The 21,405-nt window shown below is 52.1% G+C and carries 22 protein-coding genes, 1 tRNA gene and 1 rRNA gene; 13 read left to right on the top strand and 11 right to left on the bottom strand.

Annotation, left to right across the window (positions count from 1 at the left end; translation table 11 throughout):
• Positions 1 to 133: 133 nt before the first annotated feature.
• Positions 134 to 1,618, bottom strand: a 16S ribosomal RNA gene (locus tag SIB80_RS04590).
• 693 nt (positions 1,619 to 2,311) lie between these two features.
• On the opposite strand from SIB80_RS04590, the gene SIB80_RS04585 reads away from it, so the two are divergent.
• Positions 2,312 to 3,799: a glycoside hydrolase 100 family protein gene (locus SIB80_RS04585; protein WP_011131014.1), complete on the top strand. Its 1,488-nt coding sequence runs from the start codon at positions 2,312 to 2,314 to the stop codon at positions 3,797 to 3,799.
• Between the two features lie 40 nt (positions 3,800 to 3,839).
• Here the strand turns inward: SIB80_RS04585 and petD are convergent, their stop codons facing one another.
• Together petD and petB are read right to left on the bottom strand one after the other, a co-directional pair.
• Positions 3,840 to 4,322, bottom strand: coding sequence for a cytochrome b6-f complex subunit IV (petD, locus tag SIB80_RS04580; RefSeq protein ID WP_011131015.1), 483 nt, complete (start codon positions 4,320 to 4,322; stop codon positions 3,840 to 3,842).
• Between the two features lie 94 nt (positions 4,323 to 4,416).
• Positions 4,417 to 5,073: a cytochrome b6 gene (petB, locus tag SIB80_RS04575; RefSeq protein WP_011131016.1), complete on the bottom strand. Its 657-nt coding sequence runs from the start codon at positions 5,071 to 5,073 to the stop codon at positions 4,417 to 4,419.
• A 59-nt stretch (positions 5,074 to 5,132) separates the two neighbouring features.
• On the opposite strand from petB, the gene ctpZ reads away from it, so the two are divergent.
• The 7 genes from ctpZ (at position 5,133) to SIB80_RS04540 (ending at position 10,174) form a co-directional block, all read left to right on the top strand.
• Positions 5,133 to 6,473, top strand: coding sequence for a carboxyl-terminal processing protease CtpZ (gene ctpZ, locus SIB80_RS04570; RefSeq protein ID WP_063419327.1), 1,341 nt, complete (start codon positions 5,133 to 5,135; stop codon positions 6,471 to 6,473).
• Positions 6,470 to 7,711: an HD domain-containing protein gene (locus SIB80_RS04565; protein ID WP_063419326.1), complete on the top strand. Its 1,242-nt coding sequence runs from the start codon at positions 6,470 to 6,472 to the stop codon at positions 7,709 to 7,711. The genes ctpZ and SIB80_RS04565 overlap by 4 nt, the downstream gene beginning before the upstream one ends.
• A 38-nt stretch (positions 7,712 to 7,749) precedes the next feature.
• A complete protein-coding gene (gene minC, locus SIB80_RS04560; protein WP_063419325.1) occupies positions 7,750 to 8,427 on the top strand; it encodes a septum site-determining protein MinC in 678 nt (225 codons plus the stop codon).
• A 153-nt stretch (positions 8,428 to 8,580) separates the two neighbouring features.
• A complete protein-coding gene (minD, locus tag SIB80_RS04555; RefSeq protein WP_063419324.1) occupies positions 8,581 to 9,396 on the top strand; it encodes a septum site-determining protein MinD in 816 nt (271 codons plus the stop codon).
• A gap of 4 nt (positions 9,397 to 9,400) precedes the next feature.
• Positions 9,401 to 9,781 (top strand): cell division topological specificity factor MinE, encoded by a 381-nt coding sequence (gene minE, locus SIB80_RS04550; RefSeq protein WP_063419323.1) that lies wholly within the window; start codon positions 9,401 to 9,403, stop codon positions 9,779 to 9,781.
• A 76-nt stretch (positions 9,782 to 9,857) separates the two neighbouring features.
• Positions 9,858 to 10,112, top strand: coding sequence for a response regulator transcription factor (locus SIB80_RS04545; protein ID WP_236065979.1), 255 nt, complete (start codon positions 9,858 to 9,860; stop codon positions 10,110 to 10,112).
• Positions 10,103 to 10,174, top strand: a tRNA-Thr gene (locus SIB80_RS04540). The genes SIB80_RS04545 and SIB80_RS04540 overlap by 10 nt, the downstream gene beginning before the upstream one ends.
• 123 nt (positions 10,175 to 10,297) lie before the next feature.
• On the opposite strand, the gene SIB80_RS04535 is transcribed toward SIB80_RS04540, so the two are convergent.
• A complete protein-coding gene (locus SIB80_RS04535; RefSeq protein WP_169189901.1) occupies positions 10,298 to 10,471 on the bottom strand; it encodes a hypothetical protein in 174 nt (57 codons plus the stop codon).
• A 482-nt stretch (positions 10,472 to 10,953) separates the two neighbouring features.
• Between SIB80_RS04535 and SIB80_RS04530 the strand changes: the two genes are divergently transcribed.
• Positions 10,954 to 11,250 carry a hypothetical protein gene (locus SIB80_RS04530; protein ID WP_011131024.1) on the top strand — a complete coding sequence of 99 codons (297 nt, stop codon included), beginning with the start codon at positions 10,954 to 10,956 and terminating at the stop codon, positions 11,248 to 11,250.
• Positions 11,251 to 12,353: 1,103 nt separating this feature from the next.
• Here SIB80_RS04530 and SIB80_RS04525 read toward each other — a convergent pair.
• The 7 genes from SIB80_RS04525 to SIB80_RS04495 all read right to left on the bottom strand — a co-directional run bounded on the left by SIB80_RS04525 (position 12,354) and on the right by SIB80_RS04495 (position 17,551).
• Positions 12,354 to 12,581: a hypothetical protein gene (locus SIB80_RS04525; RefSeq protein ID WP_063419321.1), complete on the bottom strand. Its 228-nt coding sequence runs from the start codon at positions 12,579 to 12,581 to the stop codon at positions 12,354 to 12,356.
• A 725-nt stretch (positions 12,582 to 13,306) separates the two neighbouring features.
• Positions 13,307 to 13,897, bottom strand: coding sequence for an L-threonylcarbamoyladenylate synthase (locus tag SIB80_RS04520; RefSeq protein WP_063419320.1), 591 nt, complete (start codon positions 13,895 to 13,897; stop codon positions 13,307 to 13,309).
• A complete protein-coding gene (prmC, locus tag SIB80_RS04515; protein ID WP_063419319.1) occupies positions 13,869 to 14,789 on the bottom strand; it encodes a peptide chain release factor N(5)-glutamine methyltransferase in 921 nt (306 codons plus the stop codon). Before prmC ends, SIB80_RS04520 begins: the two co-directional genes overlap by 29 nt.
• Before the next feature lie 9 nt (positions 14,790 to 14,798).
• On the bottom strand, positions 14,799 to 15,935 hold the full coding sequence (locus tag SIB80_RS04510; protein ID WP_063419318.1) for a DNA-processing protein DprA: 1,137 nt from the start codon (positions 15,933 to 15,935) through the stop codon (positions 14,799 to 14,801).
• 12 nt (positions 15,936 to 15,947) lie between these two features.
• The gene (locus SIB80_RS04505; protein ID WP_063419317.1) at positions 15,948 to 16,403 is read right to left on the bottom strand and encodes an acyl-CoA thioesterase; all 456 of its coding nucleotides are present in this window, start codon (positions 16,401 to 16,403) and stop codon (positions 15,948 to 15,950) included.
• Between the two features lie 526 nt (positions 16,404 to 16,929).
• Complete coding sequence (psbM, locus tag SIB80_RS04500; protein ID WP_011131030.1) at positions 16,930 to 17,034, bottom strand: photosystem II reaction center protein PsbM; 105 nt, start codon at positions 17,032 to 17,034, stop codon at positions 16,930 to 16,932.
• Positions 17,035 to 17,188: 154 nt separating this feature from the next.
• Positions 17,189 to 17,551, bottom strand: coding sequence for a 2Fe-2S iron-sulfur cluster-binding protein (locus tag SIB80_RS04495; RefSeq protein ID WP_236065978.1), 363 nt, complete (start codon positions 17,549 to 17,551; stop codon positions 17,189 to 17,191).
• Positions 17,552 to 17,803: 252 nt separating this feature from the next.
• Between SIB80_RS04495 and psbB the strand changes: the two genes are divergently transcribed.
• From psbB to SIB80_RS04475, 4 genes are all read left to right on the top strand, one after another.
• Entirely contained in the window at positions 17,804 to 19,336 is a 1,533-nt protein-coding gene (psbB, locus tag SIB80_RS04490; RefSeq protein ID WP_063397604.1) for a photosystem II chlorophyll-binding protein CP47, read from the top strand.
• A 51-nt stretch (positions 19,337 to 19,387) separates the two neighbouring features.
• A complete protein-coding gene (locus SIB80_RS04485; RefSeq protein ID WP_011131033.1) occupies positions 19,388 to 19,495 on the top strand; it encodes a photosystem II reaction center protein T in 108 nt (35 codons plus the stop codon).
• Positions 19,496 to 19,708: 213 nt separating this feature from the next.
• Positions 19,709 to 20,185, top strand: a complete 477-nt coding sequence (gene nrdR, locus SIB80_RS04480; protein WP_063419315.1) for a transcriptional regulator NrdR — start codon at positions 19,709 to 19,711, stop codon at positions 20,183 to 20,185.
• Between the two features lie 101 nt (positions 20,186 to 20,286).
• Entirely contained in the window at positions 20,287 to 21,390 is a 1,104-nt protein-coding gene (locus tag SIB80_RS04475) for a 30S ribosomal protein S1 (protein ID WP_063419314.1), read from the top strand.
• Positions 21,391 to 21,405: the final 15 nt, after the last annotated feature.

Below are 21,405 nucleotides of genomic sequence, written 5' to 3'. Positions count from 1 at the left end.
ATCATCAGTCTCCAAGCTGATTACTCAGCTTTTCTTTGATTCTCAACTTGAGGTACCGATCGACCTAAGGTGACAGGATTTCGGCCTAAGAATTAAAATACTCAGACATCAAAATCATTGTTTTGTCTCCCTGTTAGGAGGTGATCCATCCGCACCTTCCGGTACGGATACCTTGTTACGACTTCACCCCAGTCATCAGCCCCACCTTCGGCGTCCTCCTCCACAAGGGTTGGAGTAACGACTTCGGGCGTGGCCAACTTCCATGGTGTGACGGGCGGTGTGTACAAGGCCCGGGAACGTATTCACCGCAGTATGCTGACCTGCGATTACTAGCGATTCCTTCTTCACGTAGGCGAGTTGCAGCCTACGATCTGAACTGAGCCACGGTTTATGGGATTTGCTTGTCCTCGCGAACTTGCTGCCCTTTGTCCGTAGCATTGTAGTACGTGTGTAGCCCAGGATGTAAGGGGCATGATGACTTGACGTCATCCACACCTTCCTCCGGTTTATCACCGGCGGTCTCTCTAGAGTGCCCAACTGAATGCTGGCAACTAAAAACGTGGGTTGCGCTCGTTGCGGGACTTAACCCAACATCTCACGACACGAGCTGACGACAGCCATGCACCACCTGTCACTGCGTTCCCAAAGGCACTCTCTCGTTTCCAAGAGATTCGCAGGATGTCAAACCCTGGTAAGGTTCTTCGCGTTGCATCGAATTAAACCACATACTCCACCGCTTGTGCGGGCCCCCGTCAATTCCTTTGAGTTTCACACTTGCGTGCGTACTCCCCAGGCGGAACACTTAACGCGTTGGCTACGACACCGAGGGGGTCGATTCCCCCGACACCTAGTGTTCATCGTTTACGGCCAGGACTACAGGGGTATCTAATCCCTTTCGCTCCCCTGGCTTTCGTCCATGAGCGTCAGTTATGGCCCAGCAGAGCGCCTTCGCCACTGGTGTTCTTCCCGATATCTACGCATTTCACCGCTACACCGGGAATTCCCTCTGCCCCTACCACACTCAAGCCAATCAGTTTCCACTGCCTTGATGGAGTTAAGCTCCACGCTTTAACAGCAGACTTGAAAAGCCGCCTGCGGACGCTTTACGCCCAATAATTCCGGATAACGCTTGCCACTCCCGTATTACCGCGGCTGCTGGCACGGAATTAGCCGTGGCTTATTCCTCAAGTACCGTCAGATCTTCTTCCTTGAGAAAAGAGGTTTACAGCCCAGAGGCCTTCATCCCTCACGCGGCGTTGCTCCGTCAGGCTTGCGCCCATTGCGGAAAATTCCCCACTGCTGCCTCCCGTAGGAGTCTGGGCCGTGTCTCAGTCCCAGTGTGGCTGATCATCCTCTCAGACCAGCTACTGATCGATGCCTTGGTGAGCCATTACCTCACCAACTAGCTAATCAGACGCGGGCTCATCCTCAGGCGAAATTCATTTCACCTCTCGGCATATGGGGTATTAGCGGCCGTTTCCAACCGTTATCCCCCTCCTGAGGGCAGATTCCCACGCGTTACTCACCCGTCCGCCACTAACCCGAAGGTTCGTTCGACTTGCATGTGTTAAGCACGCCGCCAGCGTTCATCCTGAGCCAGGATCAAACTCTCCGTAGTAGATCAAACCCTCTCGCAATCAACCCTTACAGGCTCATCACTCAGTCTGATTTGCTTCACCCACTCATTCGCACTGGCGTACGACAAGCAGTTGTTGCCCCCTTCCTCTGACAGAAGGATTACAAGAGTGCACTTCAGAATCTCTTCCTTCTGTGACTTTCCAGGATCTCAGATCCGGTCGTTGCTTTCACCTGTCACACCTTTGACATCAATCCTCGCCCGTGAAAGCAAAAATTGATGCTGTAACAGGTTTCTGCAACTAATTTCTTTTGACGGGACCTCACACTCTCGTCGCATATCTGCTCAAACCCTTTGATCAGCTTTTGATCGCTGCTCATCGGGCCTAAACGCGACAAAAGCGTCAGTTCCTAAACTCTTAAGTTGTCCAGGTTCTGCTCCTCCACTCCCTTGTAAGGAGTGTCAGGCGCTGCGATCTTGCGATCGCTTCTAAAACCTACAACACCAGCGGATCGCTCCTCTGCTCTTGTAAGCGCCCACTGACGCCTCAAGCTTTCGCTATCAGCACCGCGTGGGTTGCGCTACAGGGCTCAGCCCTTCGCGCAGTCCAAAAACATAGCCCATTTCATACCCCTCTCGCAATCTTTTCTCAATCGCTCTCATCTCCATAGTTGCTTCCACTGTTGGTCAAGGCTGCCATCACTAGCGTTTGGCAAATGCATTGCATATCAGTCCATGGCCGGACGCTTAAACCAGCAAAACCAGAGGGTTCGTCCCAACTCCAATGAAGACCAGGTCGTGGAGCAGGTCAAGGAGCATTTCGAACGCACGCTGATCGAAGTCGGCGGCACTGTGGCCGGCAGCGTGGCGGCTCTTGAGCATCAGCCCCATAACAAAGCGCTCAATTACGGCGAGGTCTTCCTGCGCGACAACGTGCCCGTGATGATCTACCTGCTCACCCAAAAGCGTTACAAGGAGGTGAAGCAATTTCTCAGCGTTTGCCTAGATCTGCAAAGCACCACCTATCAGACACGCGGGGTGTTCCCCACCAGCTTCGTTGAGGAACAAGGCGAACTAATTGCTGACTATGGCCAGCGCTCAATCGGCAGGATCACCTCTGTGGACGCAAGCCTTTGGTGGCCCATTTTGTGCTGGCTTTATGTCAAGCGCAGCGGTGACAAAAACTTCGGCACCAACCAAAAGGTCCAACGAGGGGTGCAGCTGATGCTCGATCTCGTGCTGCATCCCACCTTCGAGGGCACTCCAGTTCTATTTGTGCAGGATTGCTCATTCATGATTGACCGCCCCATGGATGTTTGGGGGGCACCACTTGAAGTGGAAGTCCTGCTCTATGCCTGCCTGCGCAGCTGCATCGAGCTAATGGAACTGAGTCGCAAAACTCATGTCAGTCGGCTTCTCGACCAACGTCTCTTACTGACCCGCCAATGGGTGCATGACCTACGTCAATTTCTGCTGAAGCACTACTGGGTCACCAGCAAGACCATGCAGGTGCTGCGGAGAAGGCCCACAGAGCAATACGGCGACAACCAGCACCAAAACGAGTTCAACGTGCAGCCACAGGTCGTTCCCGACTGGCTTCAAGACTGGCTTGAAAACCGGGGTGGCTATCTCATCGGCAACATCCGCACCGGACGACCTGACTTTCGTTTTTACAGTCTCGGAAACTCCCTAGCCTGCCTGTTTGGGCTGCTCACCGCCCCTCAACAGCGCGCGCTGTTCCGACTGGTGCTTCACAACCGACAGCATCTGATGGCTCAGATGCCCATGCGTATCTGCCATCCGCCCATGGAAGGGGCGGAATGGCAGAACAAGACAGGTTCAGACCCGAAAAACTGGCCATGGAGCTATCACAACGGCGGACACTGGCCCAGCCTGCTCTGGTTCTTCGGAGCCTCAATCTTGTTACATGAACGGCGTCATCCTGAGGCCGACGTGCTGCTGATGGGTGAAATGCGCGCCCTACTGGAGGAGTGCTACTGGAGCCAATTAAACCAACTGCCGCGTCAAAAATGGGCCGAATACTTTGATGGACCAACAGGCACCTGGGTAGGACAGCAGTCAAGGACCTACCAAACCTGGACCATGGTGGGATTTCTACTTCTCCACCACCTTCTACGCGTCTGCCCCGACGACGTGTTGTGGTTGGATCTCGATGAACTGCTGCCAACTCATGAAGTGAACGCAACAAAAAACCCGGCATGAAGCCGGGTTGATGCGAGCAAATCTTGACTTTTAAAACTTTTCAGAACAAACCCAGAGTTAGCGACTTGTCGATGGGGAGACAAGCACCGATACCGAGATAAATCGTAATCACAGTTCCGAATAGAAAGAAGGCCATCGCAATTGGCCTGCGGAATGGATTCTGATACTTATTAACGCTTTCGATGAAGGGAATCAACATCAACCCGAGAGGAACAAGGGTTTGCAAAGCAATGCCAAGCAGCTTATTCGGAACAACCCGAAGAATCTGAAACACCGGATAGAGATACCACTCAGGAAGAATCTCTAGAGGCGTTGCAAAGGGATCTGCTTTATCACCCAACATCGCGGGATCAAGAACAGCAAGACCAACAAGGCAAGCAAACGTGCCCAGAATCACGACTGGGAAGATGTAAAGGAGATCATTCGGCCAAGCAGGCTCCCCGTAGTAGTTGTGCCCCATGCCCTTGGCCAGTTTTGCCCTCAATTTTGGATCAGAGAAATCGGGCTTCTTAAGAATGTGCATGGGATTTTGGCCGAATAGTTAGCGAATGAAGTAGGTGATGAACTGAAATATAAAAACGTGAAGGAAGTGGGATTTGAATCTGAATGATTAACGCTTACAACGGACCTGAAATGCCCTGCTTCCTGATCATCAGGAAATGCATGAGCATGAACACTGCAAGTAGCCAGGGCAGCACAAAGGTGTGAAGGCTATAAAAACGAGTCAGGGTGGACTGCCCGACGCTCTCGCCACCGCGAAGCAATTCGACCATAAAGTCTCCAACCACGGGAATAGCAGCAGGCACGCCTGAAACGATCTTCACAGCCCAGTACCCGACTTGATCCCATGGGAGGGAATAGCCGGTTACCCCGAAAGAAACGGTGATCACAGCCATCACAACACCGGTAACCCAGGTGAGCTCTCGCGGACGCTTAAAGCCGCCAGTGAGGTAGACGCGAAAGACGTGCAAGATCAGCATCAACACCATCATCGAGGCGCTCCAGCGATGCACAGAACGAATCAACCAGCCGAAACTGACATCTGACATCAGATAGCTCACAGAGCTATAGGCCTCAGTCACAGTGGGCTTGTAGTAAAAGGTCATCGCGAAACCTGTCGCGAACTGAACCAGGAAGCACACCAGCGTGATTCCGCCTAAGCAGTAGAAAATATTGACGTGCGGAGGCACGTACTTGGAGCTGACATCGTCAGCTATGGCCTGAATCTCAAGACGTTCCTGAAACCAGTCGTAGACAGGTGAGGAGTTCGTCATGCAAATGAGGGTCCGGATTGCGAGAGTCTACTTAACGTCCTGCATGGACAGCACCCGGCATGAAGCCAATGTTGCCGACTACTAACTCCAGATCACATCCGCTGCGGCGCCTATGGCTTGCGTGGCTGAGCCTGGGTCTTGGCGTGCTGCTGATGGCGGCTCCAGCCATGGCATTGAATGATGCCCAACAACTGGTCGTTGAAAGCTGGCGGCTCGTCAACCAGGGATATCTAGACCCAGCCAAGTTCGATGAGGTGCACTGGCGAAGGCTAAGAGAGCAGGCATTAGAGAAAACAATCAACCGTAGTAACGAGGCCTATGAGGCCATCGAAGCGATGCTGCTTCCACTTGAAGATCCCTACACAAGACTATTGAGACCAGACGACTACACCGCCATAAAAGCCGCCAATTTGGGCAGCGAGATCAACGGCGTTGGCCTACAGCTGGGGGCCCGCGCTGAAGATGGCCAGGTCGTGGTTATCGCTCCGCTTGAAGGATCCCCCGCGGCCGATGCAGGCGTCACAAGCGGCACGGCCTTACTCAGCGTGGATGGCCAGTCTCCACAATCCCTTGGCCTCGAAGCCACAGCTGCAAGGCTGCGGGGAGAAGTGGGCTCACAAGTTGTCGTAAAGCTGCAACCCCTAAATGGATCTAGCGAAGAACTCACCCTCGAGCGACGCAGTGTGGATCTCAGGCCAGTACGGACCCGCCGACTGAGGAGTGCTAAACACACCCTGGGCTACCTACGCATCACCCAGTTCAGCGAAGGAGTACCCGAACAGGTCAAAGAAGCACTTCAGGAACTGTCAGAAAAAGAGATTGAAGGTCTAGTTCTAGATCTGCGCAATAACTCCGGTGGGTTAGTGAGCTCTGGACTAGCAGTAGCGGATGCCTTCCTGAGTGGCTCTCCAATCGTGGAGACACGCAACCGAGAGCGCATTAACGAAGCAATCCCTTCTGCAATTGAAACCCTTTATGACGGTCCGATGGTGACACTGGTCAACGGAGGGACTGCCAGCGCGAGCGAAATTCTGGCTGGTGCCCTGCAAGACAACAGCCGCTCACAGCTGCTTGGTAGCCGCACGTTTGGCAAGGGTCTGATCCAAACACTCACCAACCTGAGCGACGGCAGTGGCCTGGCCGTGACGGTAGCCGGATACATGACTCCAAGCGGCCGAGACATTCAAAACCAGGGCATCGAGCCGGATCGAACTCTGGATCCTCCTGAACCCCTCAATCCTGGCGGAGAAGAAGACCGTTGGTTGCATGATGCTGAACTCTGGATGGAGGCCCAACTCGACCGCGATCAGGATGCCCAGTTAGAGACCACAGAAGATCTTCAGCTCGATAGTGCTGAAGATGTTGAATTCAAAACTCAGCAGAATCGTGATGATCCATGAGTCTGCGCACGTATCACGACCCTCTCCATCGCGGCATCACCCTCAATGCCAGCGATGCAGCAGAGGCCATGGTGATGCAGTTAATCGATGCGGCGCCATTCCAGCGGCTGCGCCGCATCCGTCAGCTTGGGCCAGCCTTCCTCACCTTTCATGGAGCTGAGTCCAGTCGCTTCACCCATTCCCTTGGTGTGTTCCATCTCGCACGCCTTGCTCTGGAAAGGTTGCTGCAGTTCGACTCAGGCCTAGAGGAACATCGCGGGCTGCTCTATGGAGCGGCCCTACTGCATGACCTCGGCCATGCCCCCCTAAGCCATACCGGAGAGGAAATATTTGGTCTGGACCATGAGACCTGGTCGGCGCGTTTAGTCAGAGAACATCCCGCCGTGCGTGCGCCCCTTGAGGCCTACGCCCCGGGCACTGCAGATGGAGTAGCCAATCTTCTTGAACGGGGCAGTTCACCCCACAGCGTGATCAAGGCTCTGGTTAGTAGCCAACTGGACTGCGACCGACTCGACTATCTCTTGCGAGACAGCTACAGCACAGGAACCCATTACGGCCAGCTCGACCTCGAGCGAATCCTCTCCGCCCTCACCCTGGCGCCTGATGGAGCCATGGCCATTCATCCAAAAGGCCTCATGGCAGTTGAACACTACCTAGTCGTACGCAACCTGATGTACCGCAGTGTCTACAACCACCGTCTCAATGTTGTTTGCAACTGGCTGCTTGAGCAGGTGGTGCGCACCGCTCGCCAATTCGGAGCTGCTCATGTTTGGGCCGACAAGATCATGGCCACCTGGCTCTGGAGCCTCAATCAACTCGACCTCGACACATTCCTGGCCAATGATGACCTGCGCACCGGCTATCACCTCCTGCGTTGGCAAGACGAGGGACCTGCACCTCTAGCCGAACTCTGCAAACGCTTCCTCAATCGCCACCTCCTGAAAGCCCTTGCAGTGGAACATCTAAGCCATAGCAACCAGCTAGAGGTCCTCACTCTGGCTCGGCAACTAGCTGAACGCCAAGGCTTCGATCCAGCGCTCTGCTGTGGATTACGCCATCAGCAACAGCGCGGGTATCACCCCTACAAAGGAGGGCTACGTCTTTGGGATGGAAGGCAATTGCGAGCCCTCGAGCAAGCCTCTCCTCTGGTCGCCAGCTTGATTACCCCAGCCGACTCTTCATGGTTGATTTATCCCCGAGAGATTCATGGGGAGCTTCAAGCTGCGCTGGCAACCTAGACGGACTGGTGGCCTAGCGTCCTCATCTGAAAAGGGTCTTGGAGATCGAGGTGAGCGAGCCTGAGGCACAACGACTCACACTCCCCTGGTGCCGAGAAGCACATTGGCGAGAAACATTGCCGGCCATGCTCAATGAACTTGATCCTGGGCCCACCGAACTCGATTGCCGCGACTGGCAACTGGGTTGCCGGGACCTGCATCAGCTGAGGGAGCTGCTGAACAAAGAAGGAGTGACGCTGACCAGAATTCACGCCAACTTGCGAGAAACCCTTGTCAGCGCTGCTGCTCTGGGTTATCCAACGCATATGGCCTCTCCACAGGGAAACAGCTCCAAAACACGCTCTGGCGAGACACAACCCAAGCCCAAGACGCCCCAAAAACTGCTCTTCCACCAAGGCACTCTGCGATCAGGCGACCATCTGAGCGCAGAAGGAGACGTGCTGCTACTCGGGGATGTCAACCCCGGCGCACGCATATCAGCTGGAGGCGACGTGATGGTTTGGGGGCGACTCCGCGGCATTGCTCACGCAGGACAGGATGGCGACACCAAAGCAAAAATTGTGGCCCTACAACTCAGACCACTTCAGCTGCGTATTGCCGATGCAGTTGCTCGAGGCCCTGAAGATCAACCCCAACCTGGCTTAGCAGAAGAGGCCCGACTTGAAGCAGGCACAATCATGATCGAACCTGCTAGGGCTAACAGATTCAACGGTTAATTCTTCAGCCTCAAAAGGCAAACACACATCACGATTAAGCCTCCGGCTCATACCCCGTTGAACAAAGCCCATTTGTTCCATTGCAAACCTTGGACCATTTCTCTTGGGCCTATTGCCTACGCCACTTAAGCTGACCGCACTTTTCAATGGCCCGTGGCGCCAACGACACGCAACATTCTGATCTGCTCCGGAAAAGGAGGTGTCGGCAAAACCACCCTCACCGCCAACCTGGGTATCGCTCTTGCCAAGCTTGGAGTTCAAACCGTTGTGTTGGATGCAGATTTCGGCTTGCGCAACCTCGATCTACTACTGGGCCTGGAGAACCGAATCGTCTACACCGCCCAGGAAGTGCTCTCAGAGAACTGCAGGCTTGATCAGGCCTTGGTGAAACACAAGCAGGAGCCAAACCTCTCCCTTCTGCCCGCCGGGAACCCCCGCATGCTCGAGTGGCTCAAACCTGAGGACATGCAACGCATTGCCGCGATGCTGGCCAAGCAATTCGACTATGTATTAATTGATTGCCCCGCGGGGATCGAAGACGGCTTCAAAAATGCTGTTGCTGCCGCCAAAGAAGCAATCGTGATAACAACGCCTGAGGTTTCGGCAGTGCGCGATGCCGACCGTGTCATCGGCTTACTGAACACCCATGACGTAAGCCCTGTTCAGCTGGTGCTCAACAGGGTGCGTCCAAAGATGATGGCCAATCAAGAGATGCTGGCCGCAGACGATGTGACCGACATCCTGGCGCTGCCCTTGCTTGGTTTAGTTCTAGAGGACGAACAGGTGATTGTGAGCACCAACCGCGGAGAGCCGCTCACCCTCAGTGCCAACAACTCTCCAGCCTCTCGTGCCTACTCCAACATTGCGCGTCGCCTTCAAGGGGAAGATGTTCCTCTGATCGATCCGGCCAAGGAAGGACTAGGACTACGCGAAAAGGTGTGGCGCTTGATGCAAACCAAGATCTTTTGAAGTAATGGCAACCACTCTGCGAGACATTCTTGACAAATTGCTGGGCCGCCAACCAGCCAGTGCCAAAACGGCAAGGGAGCGCCTTCAGCTTGTGCTTGCTCATGACCGCAGCGATCTAAGCCCTGAACTGCTCGATCAAATGCGGCGCGAAATCTTTGAGGTCGTTGCCAAGTACGTGGAGATTGACCTTGAGGAAGGCGAAGTAAGCCTTGAAACCGAAGATCGCATGACGGCCTTAGTGGCTAACTTGCCGATCAAACGTTCCCAAGCCAAGGCTGTCAGTAACCAAGCCAAGGCTCTCAGTAGCCAAGAGAAGTCTGTCAGCAGTCAAGAGAAGGGTGTCAGCAGCCAAGAATCCGTGTCAACTCCTGGAGCAATGGAATAGGGCGGAGAAGAGGGGGAATCCTGAAAGAAATTGCTTTGCTGCTATGCAGCCAAAAAATCAATCAAACTCTTTTCCATTGCCTCCATCAGCTGGATCGCAACGACTAAGCCCAGCCGAGCAATCCGTAGTGACTTTGTTGCTTGAGGGTCTCAGTAACAAAGCCATCGCACAAAGACTGATCCTTAGTCCACGAACCGTGGAAAGTCACATCAGCCATGCCCTCGCCAAAACCGGCTGTCAAAGCCGACTCGAACTCACCTTGTGGCTGATTGCCAACTGTCAGCCAGAAGCAGCCACCTCCGTCGTTACACTTCCAGGATTGCCGGCTTAGCTCAGTGGTAGAGCAGCGCTTTTGTAAAGCGAAGGCCATCGGTTCAAATCCGTTAGCCGGCATTTCAGAAAGATGAATGTCAACCAACAGCCGAGCTGCCAAACAAGAAGATCAAGGGAGCACAAGAGCCCTTCCTTTTGGACACACGTGTCGAACGTCCTGTTTTAAAGAACACTTCAAACCTCTCAACCATCAGCCTGATCCTTCACCTTCCCTGCGAGCAACCAAGCTCCAAGCAGCAACAGCACCCAACCCAGACCCCGTAATTCAAAAATCGGTGTAGTAATCAAAGTCACCTGCTCTAACAGCCAATGAAAGCTGGCCTGAAGAAGCAATACCAAGCCGATCAGCCAGAGCATGTGAAGGAAGACAATTTAGGCATCAAAGCCACTTTCACGTGACTGACAACATTGTGAAGAGTTGATGGTGACCATCTTTAAACAACTTTCTAATTTCTAGACGCCGCAATCAAAGGATCTGAAGCTTACAAAGAGGTTCTAACCCTAAGCTCAAAAAAATGCCACCAACCAAATAGAACCATCGACAACACTGAACACGGGGGCAACGACCAAGACAGTCGCAAGGAAACCTTGATCAGGAAATCAGATCCAATGGCAAAATATGAAAGCAAACAAAATACAAAATAGCCGCTCAAAAATCTCCAAGGACAATAAATATCCACTGCCAATAGAGATTTCTCAATCCCATTTGATGAGAGGAAGGTGCATCAAAAGCAGTAAGCAAACACAACAAAAGGTAATGAAGGATTGATGGTAGCAATCGCATTTAGGCCCAATAGAGAAGGTCTTGCTAGGATCCTGCGAAAATAAGAGCCAAGGCAATGAGGTTTATAGAATTCCTGGACCAGCGCTTCTGCAATTCACAGGAGATTAGAGAGATTAACCATCGAGGCATATCTGCAGGATTTGACGGCTTCAGAGAAGTGTGGGAACTCGATTATCTTTACGAGCATTTTGAAGCCGATATCCATGAGATCATAGAGGAGACAGGATATTTAGACTCTGACTTAAAAGACGAATTTGACAACGAAGAGACACTTAGAATGAAACTCGTATGGTTTGCAGTTAGCACATATTGCCTAAGCAGAACTGATGCACTTGTCGAGGCAAAAGATTAAGGTCTTTAGCAATGAACCACTAAAGCAAGGTTGACAGCGAATCAATCTCTTAGCCTAAGGGGCATAAGATCTCAATAACAAGTACAGAAACAACAGCCAGTCAGATTGATGAATGTTATTTCCATTAAATTATTACCCCACTAGGCTGATTAAGAAGATGGTCAAAAGAAACAAATGACGAATGGGATAGTGTGGGGAAGTTCTTAGAGGCAGACTAGTTGCATCTTAAGCGATTAAGAGTTTCTCGGAAGAGGGCAGCCAAGAGAGAGACTTGTATCATATTTCAAATGTTTCAATGGACCATTTTGAAATACATAAAACAAGAAAGCTCCAATATATTCCCGGCCAGAATATGGAGCCTTGCCATGCTTAAGCGAGGGCCCATGGCAAATAACTGCATCTCCTATTCCTAGGGATAAGGATTCAATCTTATCGCTTTTATAAAAGTCAAGAGACCATTCAGAGTCTTTTGACAAGCAGCATGAAACACCTATTTCAGAGCTAGGCTTCAAACCAAAGTGAGGGGGGAGAGCATGCTAATGACAATAAATTTGACCAAAGAAATAAGCAGGAAACAATCTATCCTTGAAATTTTCCTGAATTAAAGGTTACAAGCATAACAGTAACGAATCAAGAAAAATAGGTGAATATTTAGAAAACAATTCAGAGTCATCAGCAAGCTTTCTGTAAAAGCCTGAACCATAGTCAACTGACATTAAAATCCTGAATTGAAGTGATAAAAACTCACACAGCTCATTAGAGATTGCCTTTCTAAGCGTGGTAGTTTTATCAGACATTAATTCAAGAAAAGCAATATAACTATAATTGCAGAGAATCGGAAGAAAGAGTTATTAAAATACTTGTCAATGCAAAGCGCTGATGGAGTGGTTGACAATGCGGCAAGAAAAATAAACTCTGTAATTTATTACCAAGCATGACTTTGCATTGTCTACGATGAAATTACTAGAAGGCAATAATGAAAGCGCATCATTAAGACTGGTAACAGGATATATCACAGGAACAAAATCATGCTTAGTTGTCAATGCTACCAAGGTTAAATGAAGACGATCTAGTTTTAGACAAGAAAGCATTTGGACTTGACATCAAACACGAAGTAGTAAAGCTTTTAACTGATTAAGAGATTCCTCAACAGGGAAATTTCTTTTGGAAACAGCTTCAAGCAGGATTTTCTGTAGCTTTTCTAAACTTTGGCCTTTGCAAAAAAAATAACGGCTGGCACCAAAATTCAAATGGTCACCATCTGTTTGATCGAAACAATGCAAGTGCTGGGGAAGAGTGACAATATTGATCAAATCACCATCATCAATCATCCTATTAGCAGTTCATAAGTCTCACAAAAGAGCAAATGCAACTATCCCCAGACAAATCAATCTGCAACTTTCACCTCTTGCTGCAGCACCTAGGTCACATAGCAATGATTTGCAGACGCAACGCAAATTCAACAGGGCTATTTTTTGTCAACCCATTCGCCCATCTAATACACAGCAATTCGCCTAATACTCAAACAAAAATATCAAAGCGTCCCAAAAGCGCATCTATTGTTAAGGTCTTGGCACTTCGGCTCTGGTATTTCTATCTTTAAAAAGCACATCAAGGTGTTGGGTGAAGCTCACAAAACTCTCTCAATCAGAGTTCGATAGAGGCTGTGAACTCAACAATGTCTTAAAAGAGTGCTGGAAAGCTTTTTACAGCCTGACAGCTCAAATGAATAATGTGGAGACAGATAGCACAAAATATCTTCAACTCGATAGGCTTCGCCAGACTTGTGAAAAAAACATCGACGAATTCAAGCAGGAGCTAGATGAACTCAACTGGCTGATACGAATAGGGATTCGTGACTAGGCCGCAGAGCAGCAAAAGCTTTACCACCAATCAACAACAGCTCTTCTCTTTACAAGCAACAAGCAACAGCCTCAACAAATCACCGCGTTGGAGACGAGTTTCAGAGATCACTCAAGTGGTCTCTGAAATGCACCTCTTAACAAGTTCGGTTCGACCATTTGAATCGTCAGGCTCTCTTGATCAGGCGATTCATTCAAAGCTCAAGCACCACTGCACCACGTCGTAACTCATGCCAACGCCCGGCCCCTTGCCAAGCCACCACCGTGCTGGCCAAACCAGAAGGCGTCGGCCATGGCAATGGCCCCAACAATGGCAATCCTGGGAAACAAGTATGAGCAGCATCTGCCGAGAAAGTGGGCGCAGCACCAGACAAATTCGCGCTCGTGGTAGCTAGTGGCCCGCTCTGCTTCAGCAAGTTCCTCAGCATTCCACAATCCGGTACTCGCAACCCAAGCGTGAAAGCTCCAGGATTAAGAGCCTCAACAAGCACACCCGAAGCCGGTACAACCAAGGTGAGGGCCCCTGGCCAATAGCGCCTGGCCATCGACCAGGCATCCTCCAAAGCAAGCGGCAAAACATGCGCAAGTAACTCTTCAGGAGTAGCTCCCATCAGGATCAGAGGTTTGTCGGCCGACCTCTGCTTGATGGTCCACAACTGTGCAGCATGAACAGGAGCGGCCGCCAAAGCTGGCAAGGTGTCTGTGGGCAACAATGCCGCTGAACCAGCATGCAATCTGGATGCCAAGGCACTGGCGTCAAGAACAGCCGAAGGCAGAACTGCCATGGTTCAAAGAGTCGTTATGTTCAGGATGCCGAGCAATGGCAAAGCGCCTTACCCCCAGTAAATCTGACTTGTACTCCACATTCTCCAAACCCTGCTGACGCATCAAAGCCAGCACGGCATCGCTCTGGTCATGGTGGTGTTCCAAGAACAGCCAACCACCAGGCTCTAAGGCCTGCATGGCACCAGCAATGATTTGACGAGTGGCCACCAACCCATCAGCTCCCCCGCATAGAGCCAAATGCGGCTCATGATCACGGACCACAGGTTCAAGTTGAGCCATTACAGCTTCTGGGATGTAGGGAGGATTGACCAGCACCAAGCTGAACTCTCCCCACCAAGGCCACAATGGCTCCCACCAACTGCCCTGATGCAGCTGCCATAAGGCATGGGGCGCAAGCCTTTGCAAGTTCCGTTTCGCCAAAGCCAAGGCCTCGATGCTGCAATCCACTGCATGTCCACGCCAAACAGGGAGAGCGCGAGCCAATGCCACAGCTAGTGCTCCTGAACCTGTGCCCAAATCGGCCCAGCGACCAAAAGGTTTCCGAGCCAATGCTTGCAAAGCAAAATCCACCAACAGCTCAGTCTCCTGACGGGGAATCAATGCCGCCGCACTGACCTCCAGCTCAACCTCCCTCCAAGGGCAGCAACCGATCAAATGCTGAAGAGGAATGTGATGATCAAGATGTTGTTTCCAAATCATTGCCAGCTGATCAAGGGATCGCTCAAGCAGCACTGAACGTCGTGGATCGAGATAAAGCTGCTGAAGATCGCTCCAGCGCAAACCTCCACCCAAATCAAGCAACCAGTCAAAATCAACAGCACGGCCTCCTTCAGCCAACTGCAAACGACGCCAGGCCAATAGCTCTGCTGCGGAAATCTCCAGCAATGCCATCGAAACAGGCTAGGCCAAATGCCAATGCAACCCAGGCTCTGCCACCACAACACCCTGCAACTCCAACTGAAGCAATTGTTCTGTCAATCGCGCCGAAGACAGATTCAGACCGGTCATCAAATCCTCCAGGGACGCCCCATCGCCAATGGCCTGTAACAGTGCTGTATCGCCATGCTGGCCGGTTCGTGAGCTAGAGCGAGAACCAGATAAATCAAAAGCAACCGAAGGAGAATGAACCGCCAGCGGACCAGTACCAAGTTGTTTTACAAGAGCTTCAGGGCTTAGCAAAGGGGAAGCCTGATCCAACAACAAAGCATTGCTACCAAGGGCCGACCATCGCCTTGCATCTCCGGGCACGACAAACAGCTGACATTGCTGCTCTATTGCCCGCCGCGCTGTAATCAAGGCTCCACTTCTCTCGGGGCACTCGACGACGACCACAGCTTTTGCCAAGGCCACCAATAAGCGATTACGGGCTGCAAAACAACCGCGCTTGACCAAAATCTCCCTGGGCTGCTCTGTGACTAGCAGCCCTTGAGCCGCGACCAGAGCTTGAAGGCCCTCATTCTGCCTGGGATAAACCTTCTGCAAAGGTGTGCCCAGCACGCCCACAGGAGCACCACCGCCTTCCAAACAGCCGCGATGGGCAGCCGCATCAATCCCTTCTGCAAGGCCACTAATCACAGGCCAACCCGCTAGTGCCAAAGCACGACCCAAGGCTTCAGCCACACGCAAACCATGGTTCGAAGGCCGTCGTGTGCCAACAATTGCTACCGCCCTACGGGCCCCAAGGCATCCCAAAAGCTCCTGCCGGCCCTGCCAAAAAAGCGCCAAAGGGGGGCGCTTCAAGGCACGAAACCCTTCAGGCCAAAGCAAATCCACAGGCAACAAGACATCCTCCGGCACGTCGACCCTTGGACAAGTTCCCCACTTGCTGCGGTGGAGGCTCAAGTCTTTGAACAAGGCTGTCGGCCAGGAGAGCACCTTGCGCAATCTTTCCTCAGGCCAAGTCCATAGCTCAGCCAGACTGACCTCGTGAGCCTGGCCTAGCGCCTCGAGGTCCCTCATTCGAGCAGCTCCAATCCCTGGACAGCGGCTCCAAAGCCACCACCAATGCCGACATTCCACAAGCAAAATAGTACGCATGAACCAATGATCTTACAGGCTCGGCGCGGCCCCCTGCTGTAGTTGCCGTAAAGCACTCGCAAGAGGCTCTGGGGGTTGACGTAGCACCCGCCGCCTCGAGCCCATGACATTGAGCAGCACAAGATCCACCTGAGCATCAGCGACCCGATCCCCTGCCTCCGATGCAAAAACTGTGAACCAGGGCCATCGCACCCCATCGCAGGGCAGAGACCAACTCTCCAGCTCTACCACCTCACCATGGCGAAGCGCACGACGATAGTGAATCTCAAGACGCACCACAGGCATCTCCAATCCGGCTGCGGAGATGCGCTCATAGGGCAAACCTGCCTGCGCCAAAGCCTCCACACGAGCCTCCTCCAGCCATGCCACATAGGCCCCATGCCACATCACCCCAGCGTGATCTGTGTGCTGCGGTAACACCCGCTTACGCAGCTTCCAAGGCTGCGTCTTCTCACTCTTCATCAACATGCTGGACTCCTAGCTCACTCGCCATAGGCTGCTGCAAAGCCTGGTAAAGCTTGCAAAAGAACCTACTGACCAAGAACTAGCTCGAAGCAATCCTGAAAATGCTCTACCCGAACTGACCTTCCCAAGTTCAAAACAGCTGATATCTGTCGACTAAGTCTGGATTCCTGAAAGTTGTCCATCTAGATAGCGGAACCCCACCAAAAGAGTTGCAACCCCTTCCCCGCCAAGACATTGGCAAGTTAATGAGACTCAGCCCCAACGCAATCGAAACACCCATAAAGCAGGGATGAATCAAAGCGAGGGCGGTCCAAATGGCGGTTGAAGAGAACGCAGATCTAGTTTCAATTGCTAGGAAGAGTCGCCAATAAGATCTGATCAAGGGCCTTTGGGACCTCGACAAGCTGGTTGGGAGTTCCGGTGAGCAACTTCACCTGAGTTGATGAAACCGCTTCAGTCCTGATTGACCAGGACCAAGAACGCAGTTGAAACTGGCAAGCGGATGGCCTTCAAACCAGCAAGAAGTTGATCAGCTTTTGTTGCTGTTGGTCTGGATGTAAAGACCAATCAGAAACAACATCGGAACCGCTACGAACAGGAGGGTGGCTAGGAAGCCGAAGTTGTTTACAGGCATGGCCGCAGAGGATTACTCCGGGAAAGTATCACCCGCAAGCTACCCAAACTGCAATCTGCTCAAGCCTCGTCACCGGGCGTAGCAGCCCACGCCCTTTCAAAACCAGCTGAGTTCAGACCATCAACCCCTCTGATTCGAGGGGTTAGCTGGCCTATTAAGGCAGCTTTTGCGCACGCGCCGCCTCAAGACGACTCTTGGCATTAAGCAGGGCTTCCTGTGGTCGTGTCACGACGATCACTGACGACATAACAATGGTCTGACAAGCAAGACGCCAATTCTCAGGGCGACGCCTGAGCTTGATTTCCTCAACCTCAGTTCGTGGTGAAAGCGCAGCAACTTTGCTCTCCCCCTCAATTCCAACAAAACAAGTAATGCACTGACCACAACCTCCACAGTTCCCAAGCTTTCCTTTCAGCCCGTAGAGCTCCATTCCCTCGCGCAAGGCAACCTCCCTGAGATTTTCGCCCTGCTTGCACTCAACATCTTTGCCTTCCCGAACAAAGCGAATGATGGGCATGGATCTTGAACGCAAAAGACAAGCCATTTTGTCTCAAGCGCGGCATTGCAGTTTGTAACCAAGCCTGAATATCAGCAAAACCTCAGCATGGCGAAATCGATAACCCTCCAAGCCCACTCTTTTAAGAGCTATTCATGTATCACTGCACGTTGCAGCTAGCGACAACCTTCTCCACACTTAATGGTGCACGTCTTACGATCTGCGGGTCTGGCTGCATTAGCAGCTTCGTTTCGTTCCCCCCGAACCTGACCCATGGGATTGCCCTGGTATCGGGTGCACACGGTCGTTATCAACGACCCCGGCCGACTTCTGGCCGTGCACCTCATGCACACAGCCCTGTTAGCCGGCTGGGCCGGCTCCATGGCCCTCTACGAATTAGCCATCTTCGATCCTTCGGATCCCGTCCTCAACCCCATGTGGCGGCAAGGCATGTATGTCATGCCGTTCATGACCCGCTGCGGAATTACTGGCAGCTGGGGGGGCTGGAGCATCACCGGTGAAACCGGTGTTGATCCAGGCCTCTGGAGCTTCGAAGGTGTTGCTGCCGCTCACATCATCTTCAGTGGCCTGTTAATGCTGGCCGCAATCTGGCATTGGACCTACTGGGATCTTGATCTTTGGCTTGATCCACGTACTCAAGAGCCTGCTTTAGACCTTCCAAAAATCTTCGGCATCCACCTGACACTTGCAGGTGCAGTTTGCTTCGGCTTTGGAGCCTTCCATCTATCAGGACTTTATGGTCCAGGGATGTGGGTCTCTGATTCCTATGGACTAACAGGTCATATGGAAAACGTCGCTCCTGAATGGGGAGCGGCTGGCTTCAATCCATTTAGTCCAGGCGGCATTGTGGCGAACCATATTGCGGCAGGAATCTTTGGATTCCTTGGTGGCCATTTCCAAATGCTCAACCGCCCACCTGAACGGCTTTACAAAGCCCTTCGAATGGGCAATATCGAAACAGTCCTAGCCAGTGGCTGCGCGGCTGTTTGTGCTATCGCCTTCATCGTTTCAGGAACGATGTGGTATGGATCTGCTGCCACACCTGTTGAACTGTTTGGACCTACCCGTTATCAGTGGGACCAAAATTTCTACAGAACTGAAATCAACCGTCGTGTCCAATCAGCCATGGATGACGGTGCTACTCAAGAGGCGGCTTATGCCGCTATCCCTGAGAAGCTTGCCTTCTACGACTATGTCGGTAACAGCCCTGCAAAGGGTGGTCTATTTAGAGTTGGCGCCATGGTGAATGGCGACGGCCTTGCTACTGGCTGGCTCGGTCACATCTCTTTCCAAGACAGGGCAGGCAATGATCTCCAGGTACGCCGGATCCCGAATTTCTTCGAGAACTTCCCTGTATTACTTGAAGATCAGAACGGAGTCGTTCGTGCTGACATCCCCTTCCGCCGTGCTGAAGCAAAGAATTCCTTTGAGCAGCAAGGCGTGACGGCAACCATCTATGGAGGTTCTATGGATGGGAAAACCTTCACTGATACCGCTGATGTAAAGCGTCTCGCTCGTAAGGCTCAACTTGGTGAAGCCTTTACTTTCGACCGCGAGACCTATGCTTCAGATGGTGTTTTCCGAAGCTCGCCTAGGGGCTGGTTCACCTTTGCTCACGTCAACTTTGCGCTCTTGTTCCTGTTCGGTCACTGGTGGCATGCAGCTAGGACCTTGTACCGCGACGTGTTTGCCGGAATCGATCCTGACCTTGGCGACCAGGTTGAATTCGGTGTTTTCCAAAAGTTGGGCGACTCTTCTACTCGTCGCGTTCCAGGGCAAACTTAAGCCCTCCAAAGGCGCTACACCTTCAGCTGATCGACCCTACGGAGACTCTCAATGGATGCTTTTGCTTACACCCTCTTAATGACCCTGGTGGTTGCCACCCTGTTCTTCGCGGTTGCATTCCGTGATCCGCCGAAAATCGGCAAAGACAGTGGCAAATAAAACGCCAATCTCTTCAAAGCCCCGCTTCGGCGGGGCTTTTTTTTTCTCTTTAAGCACTTCTTCCTCCAATCTCGTTGATCCAAATAATCATGCAGTCTCATTGTCTCGCAAAGGATTTACTGCACTAAAGCCTGAGAATGCAGTTCAACAGGTCCTTCTCAAGGCTCGAATTACTGTCTAGACTTAGTTCACTAAGTTTGGAGTCTTACGGGCATGCAATGCCCCTCCTGCCAAAACACTGATAGTCGGGTACTTGAATCCCGCGCTGCTGATGCCGGGCGAAGTGTAAGAAGGCGCCGTGAATGCTTACATTGCGACTTTCGCTTCACGACCTACGAACGCGTCGAAACTGTTCCAATCACAGTTTTGAAGCGCAATGGCAATAGGGAGACTTTCAATCGCAGTAAAATCCTTAATGGCCTTTCGCTGGCCTGTCAAAAAACCGGTCTCGAGCAAGACAGACTTGAATCAATGGTGAATGAGCTTGAACTGCAACTTCAGCAACGAAGTGGGCGTGAAGTGAATAGTGCTGAAATCGGCGAAATGGTGTTGGACCAACTATCCGAAATGAGCGAGGTCGCTTACGTACGCTTTGCGTCGGTATATCGTCATTTTCGTGGAATCAATGATTTCGTAGCAGCACTTGAAGGCATTCATACCAACAAGGAACAGCTCGCAGCCGTTCGCTGAGAATAAGGAGTCAATCTGTAGAGTGATCAATTAATTCCGAAAGGTCGGCGGGCCACTCGGATTTCCCTGCGCACTGCCATAGGGCAGACCGCCATCCAACAATGTCTGCGACTCCTACTGAACAAGTTCAGGACTCTGCTGCTGAAAGCACTAGCAGCGAGCAGGTAATCAATACCACTTCTGAAACAGCCGAAGCTGCCAAGCAAGCCTTGGCTGAAGAAGACCTGAGCATTCCAGAGGATGTCCCAACAGCCGATGACCCGAGCAGCAGAGCAGCCAAAAACGACCTGAGTGGAGCTGGATTCACCCTCGATGAATTTGCATCACTACTGAGCAAGTACGACTACAACTTCAAGCCCGGTGACATTGTCAACGGCACGGTGTTTGCCCTTGAATCAAAGGGCGCAATGATCGACATCGGGGCCAAGACCGCAGCATTCATGCCCCTTCAGGAAGTTTCGATCAATCGGGTCGAAGGACTCAGCGACGTCTTACTCCCCGGAGAGATCCGCGAGTTCTTCATCATGAGTGAGGAGAACGAAGACGGACAACTCTCCCTTTCAATCCGCCGCATCGAATACCAACGTGCATGGGAACGGGTAAGACAGCTGCAAAAGGAAGATGCCACCATCTACTCCGAAGTATTTGCGACCAATCGCGGGGGTGCCCTGGTAAGGGTGGAAGGCCTGAGAGGATTCATCCCCGGATCACACATCAGCACCCGCAAGCCAAAGGAAGAGCTTGTCGCGGACTTCCTACCTTTGAAATTCCTCGAAGTCGACGAAGAACGCAATCGATTGGTCCTGAGCCATCGCCGTGCTCTTGTGGAAAGGAAGATGAATCGCCTCGAGGTTGGCGAAGTCGTCATCGGCGCCGTTCGCGGCATCAAGCCCTACGGAGCCTTCATCGACATCGGTGGCGTGAGTGGCCTACTTCACATCTCCGAAATTAGTCACGAGCATATCGAGACCCCCCACTCGGTTCTTAACGTGAATGATCAGATGAAGGTCATGATCATCGATCTCGATGCGGAGAGAGGTCGAATTTCACTATCTACCAAGGCCCTTGAGCCCGAACCCGGAGACATGCTCACCGATCCACAGAAAGTCTTTGACAAAGCCGAAGAAATGGCCGCCCGTTACAAGCAAATGCTGCTCGAGCAGGCCGAAGAAGGCGAAGATCCAGAAGTTGTCCCCCTCGACTAATCCTGATCGCTAGCC

The sequence above is a fragment of the Prochlorococcus sp. MIT 1327 genome (assembly GCF_047304785.1).
Taxonomy (GTDB): Bacteria; Cyanobacteriota; Cyanobacteriia; order PCC-6307; family Cyanobiaceae; genus Prochlorococcus; species Prochlorococcus marinus_D.
The sequence above is the reverse complement of the archived record's forward strand: the minus strand, read 5'-3'. Positions and strand labels throughout refer to the sequence as shown.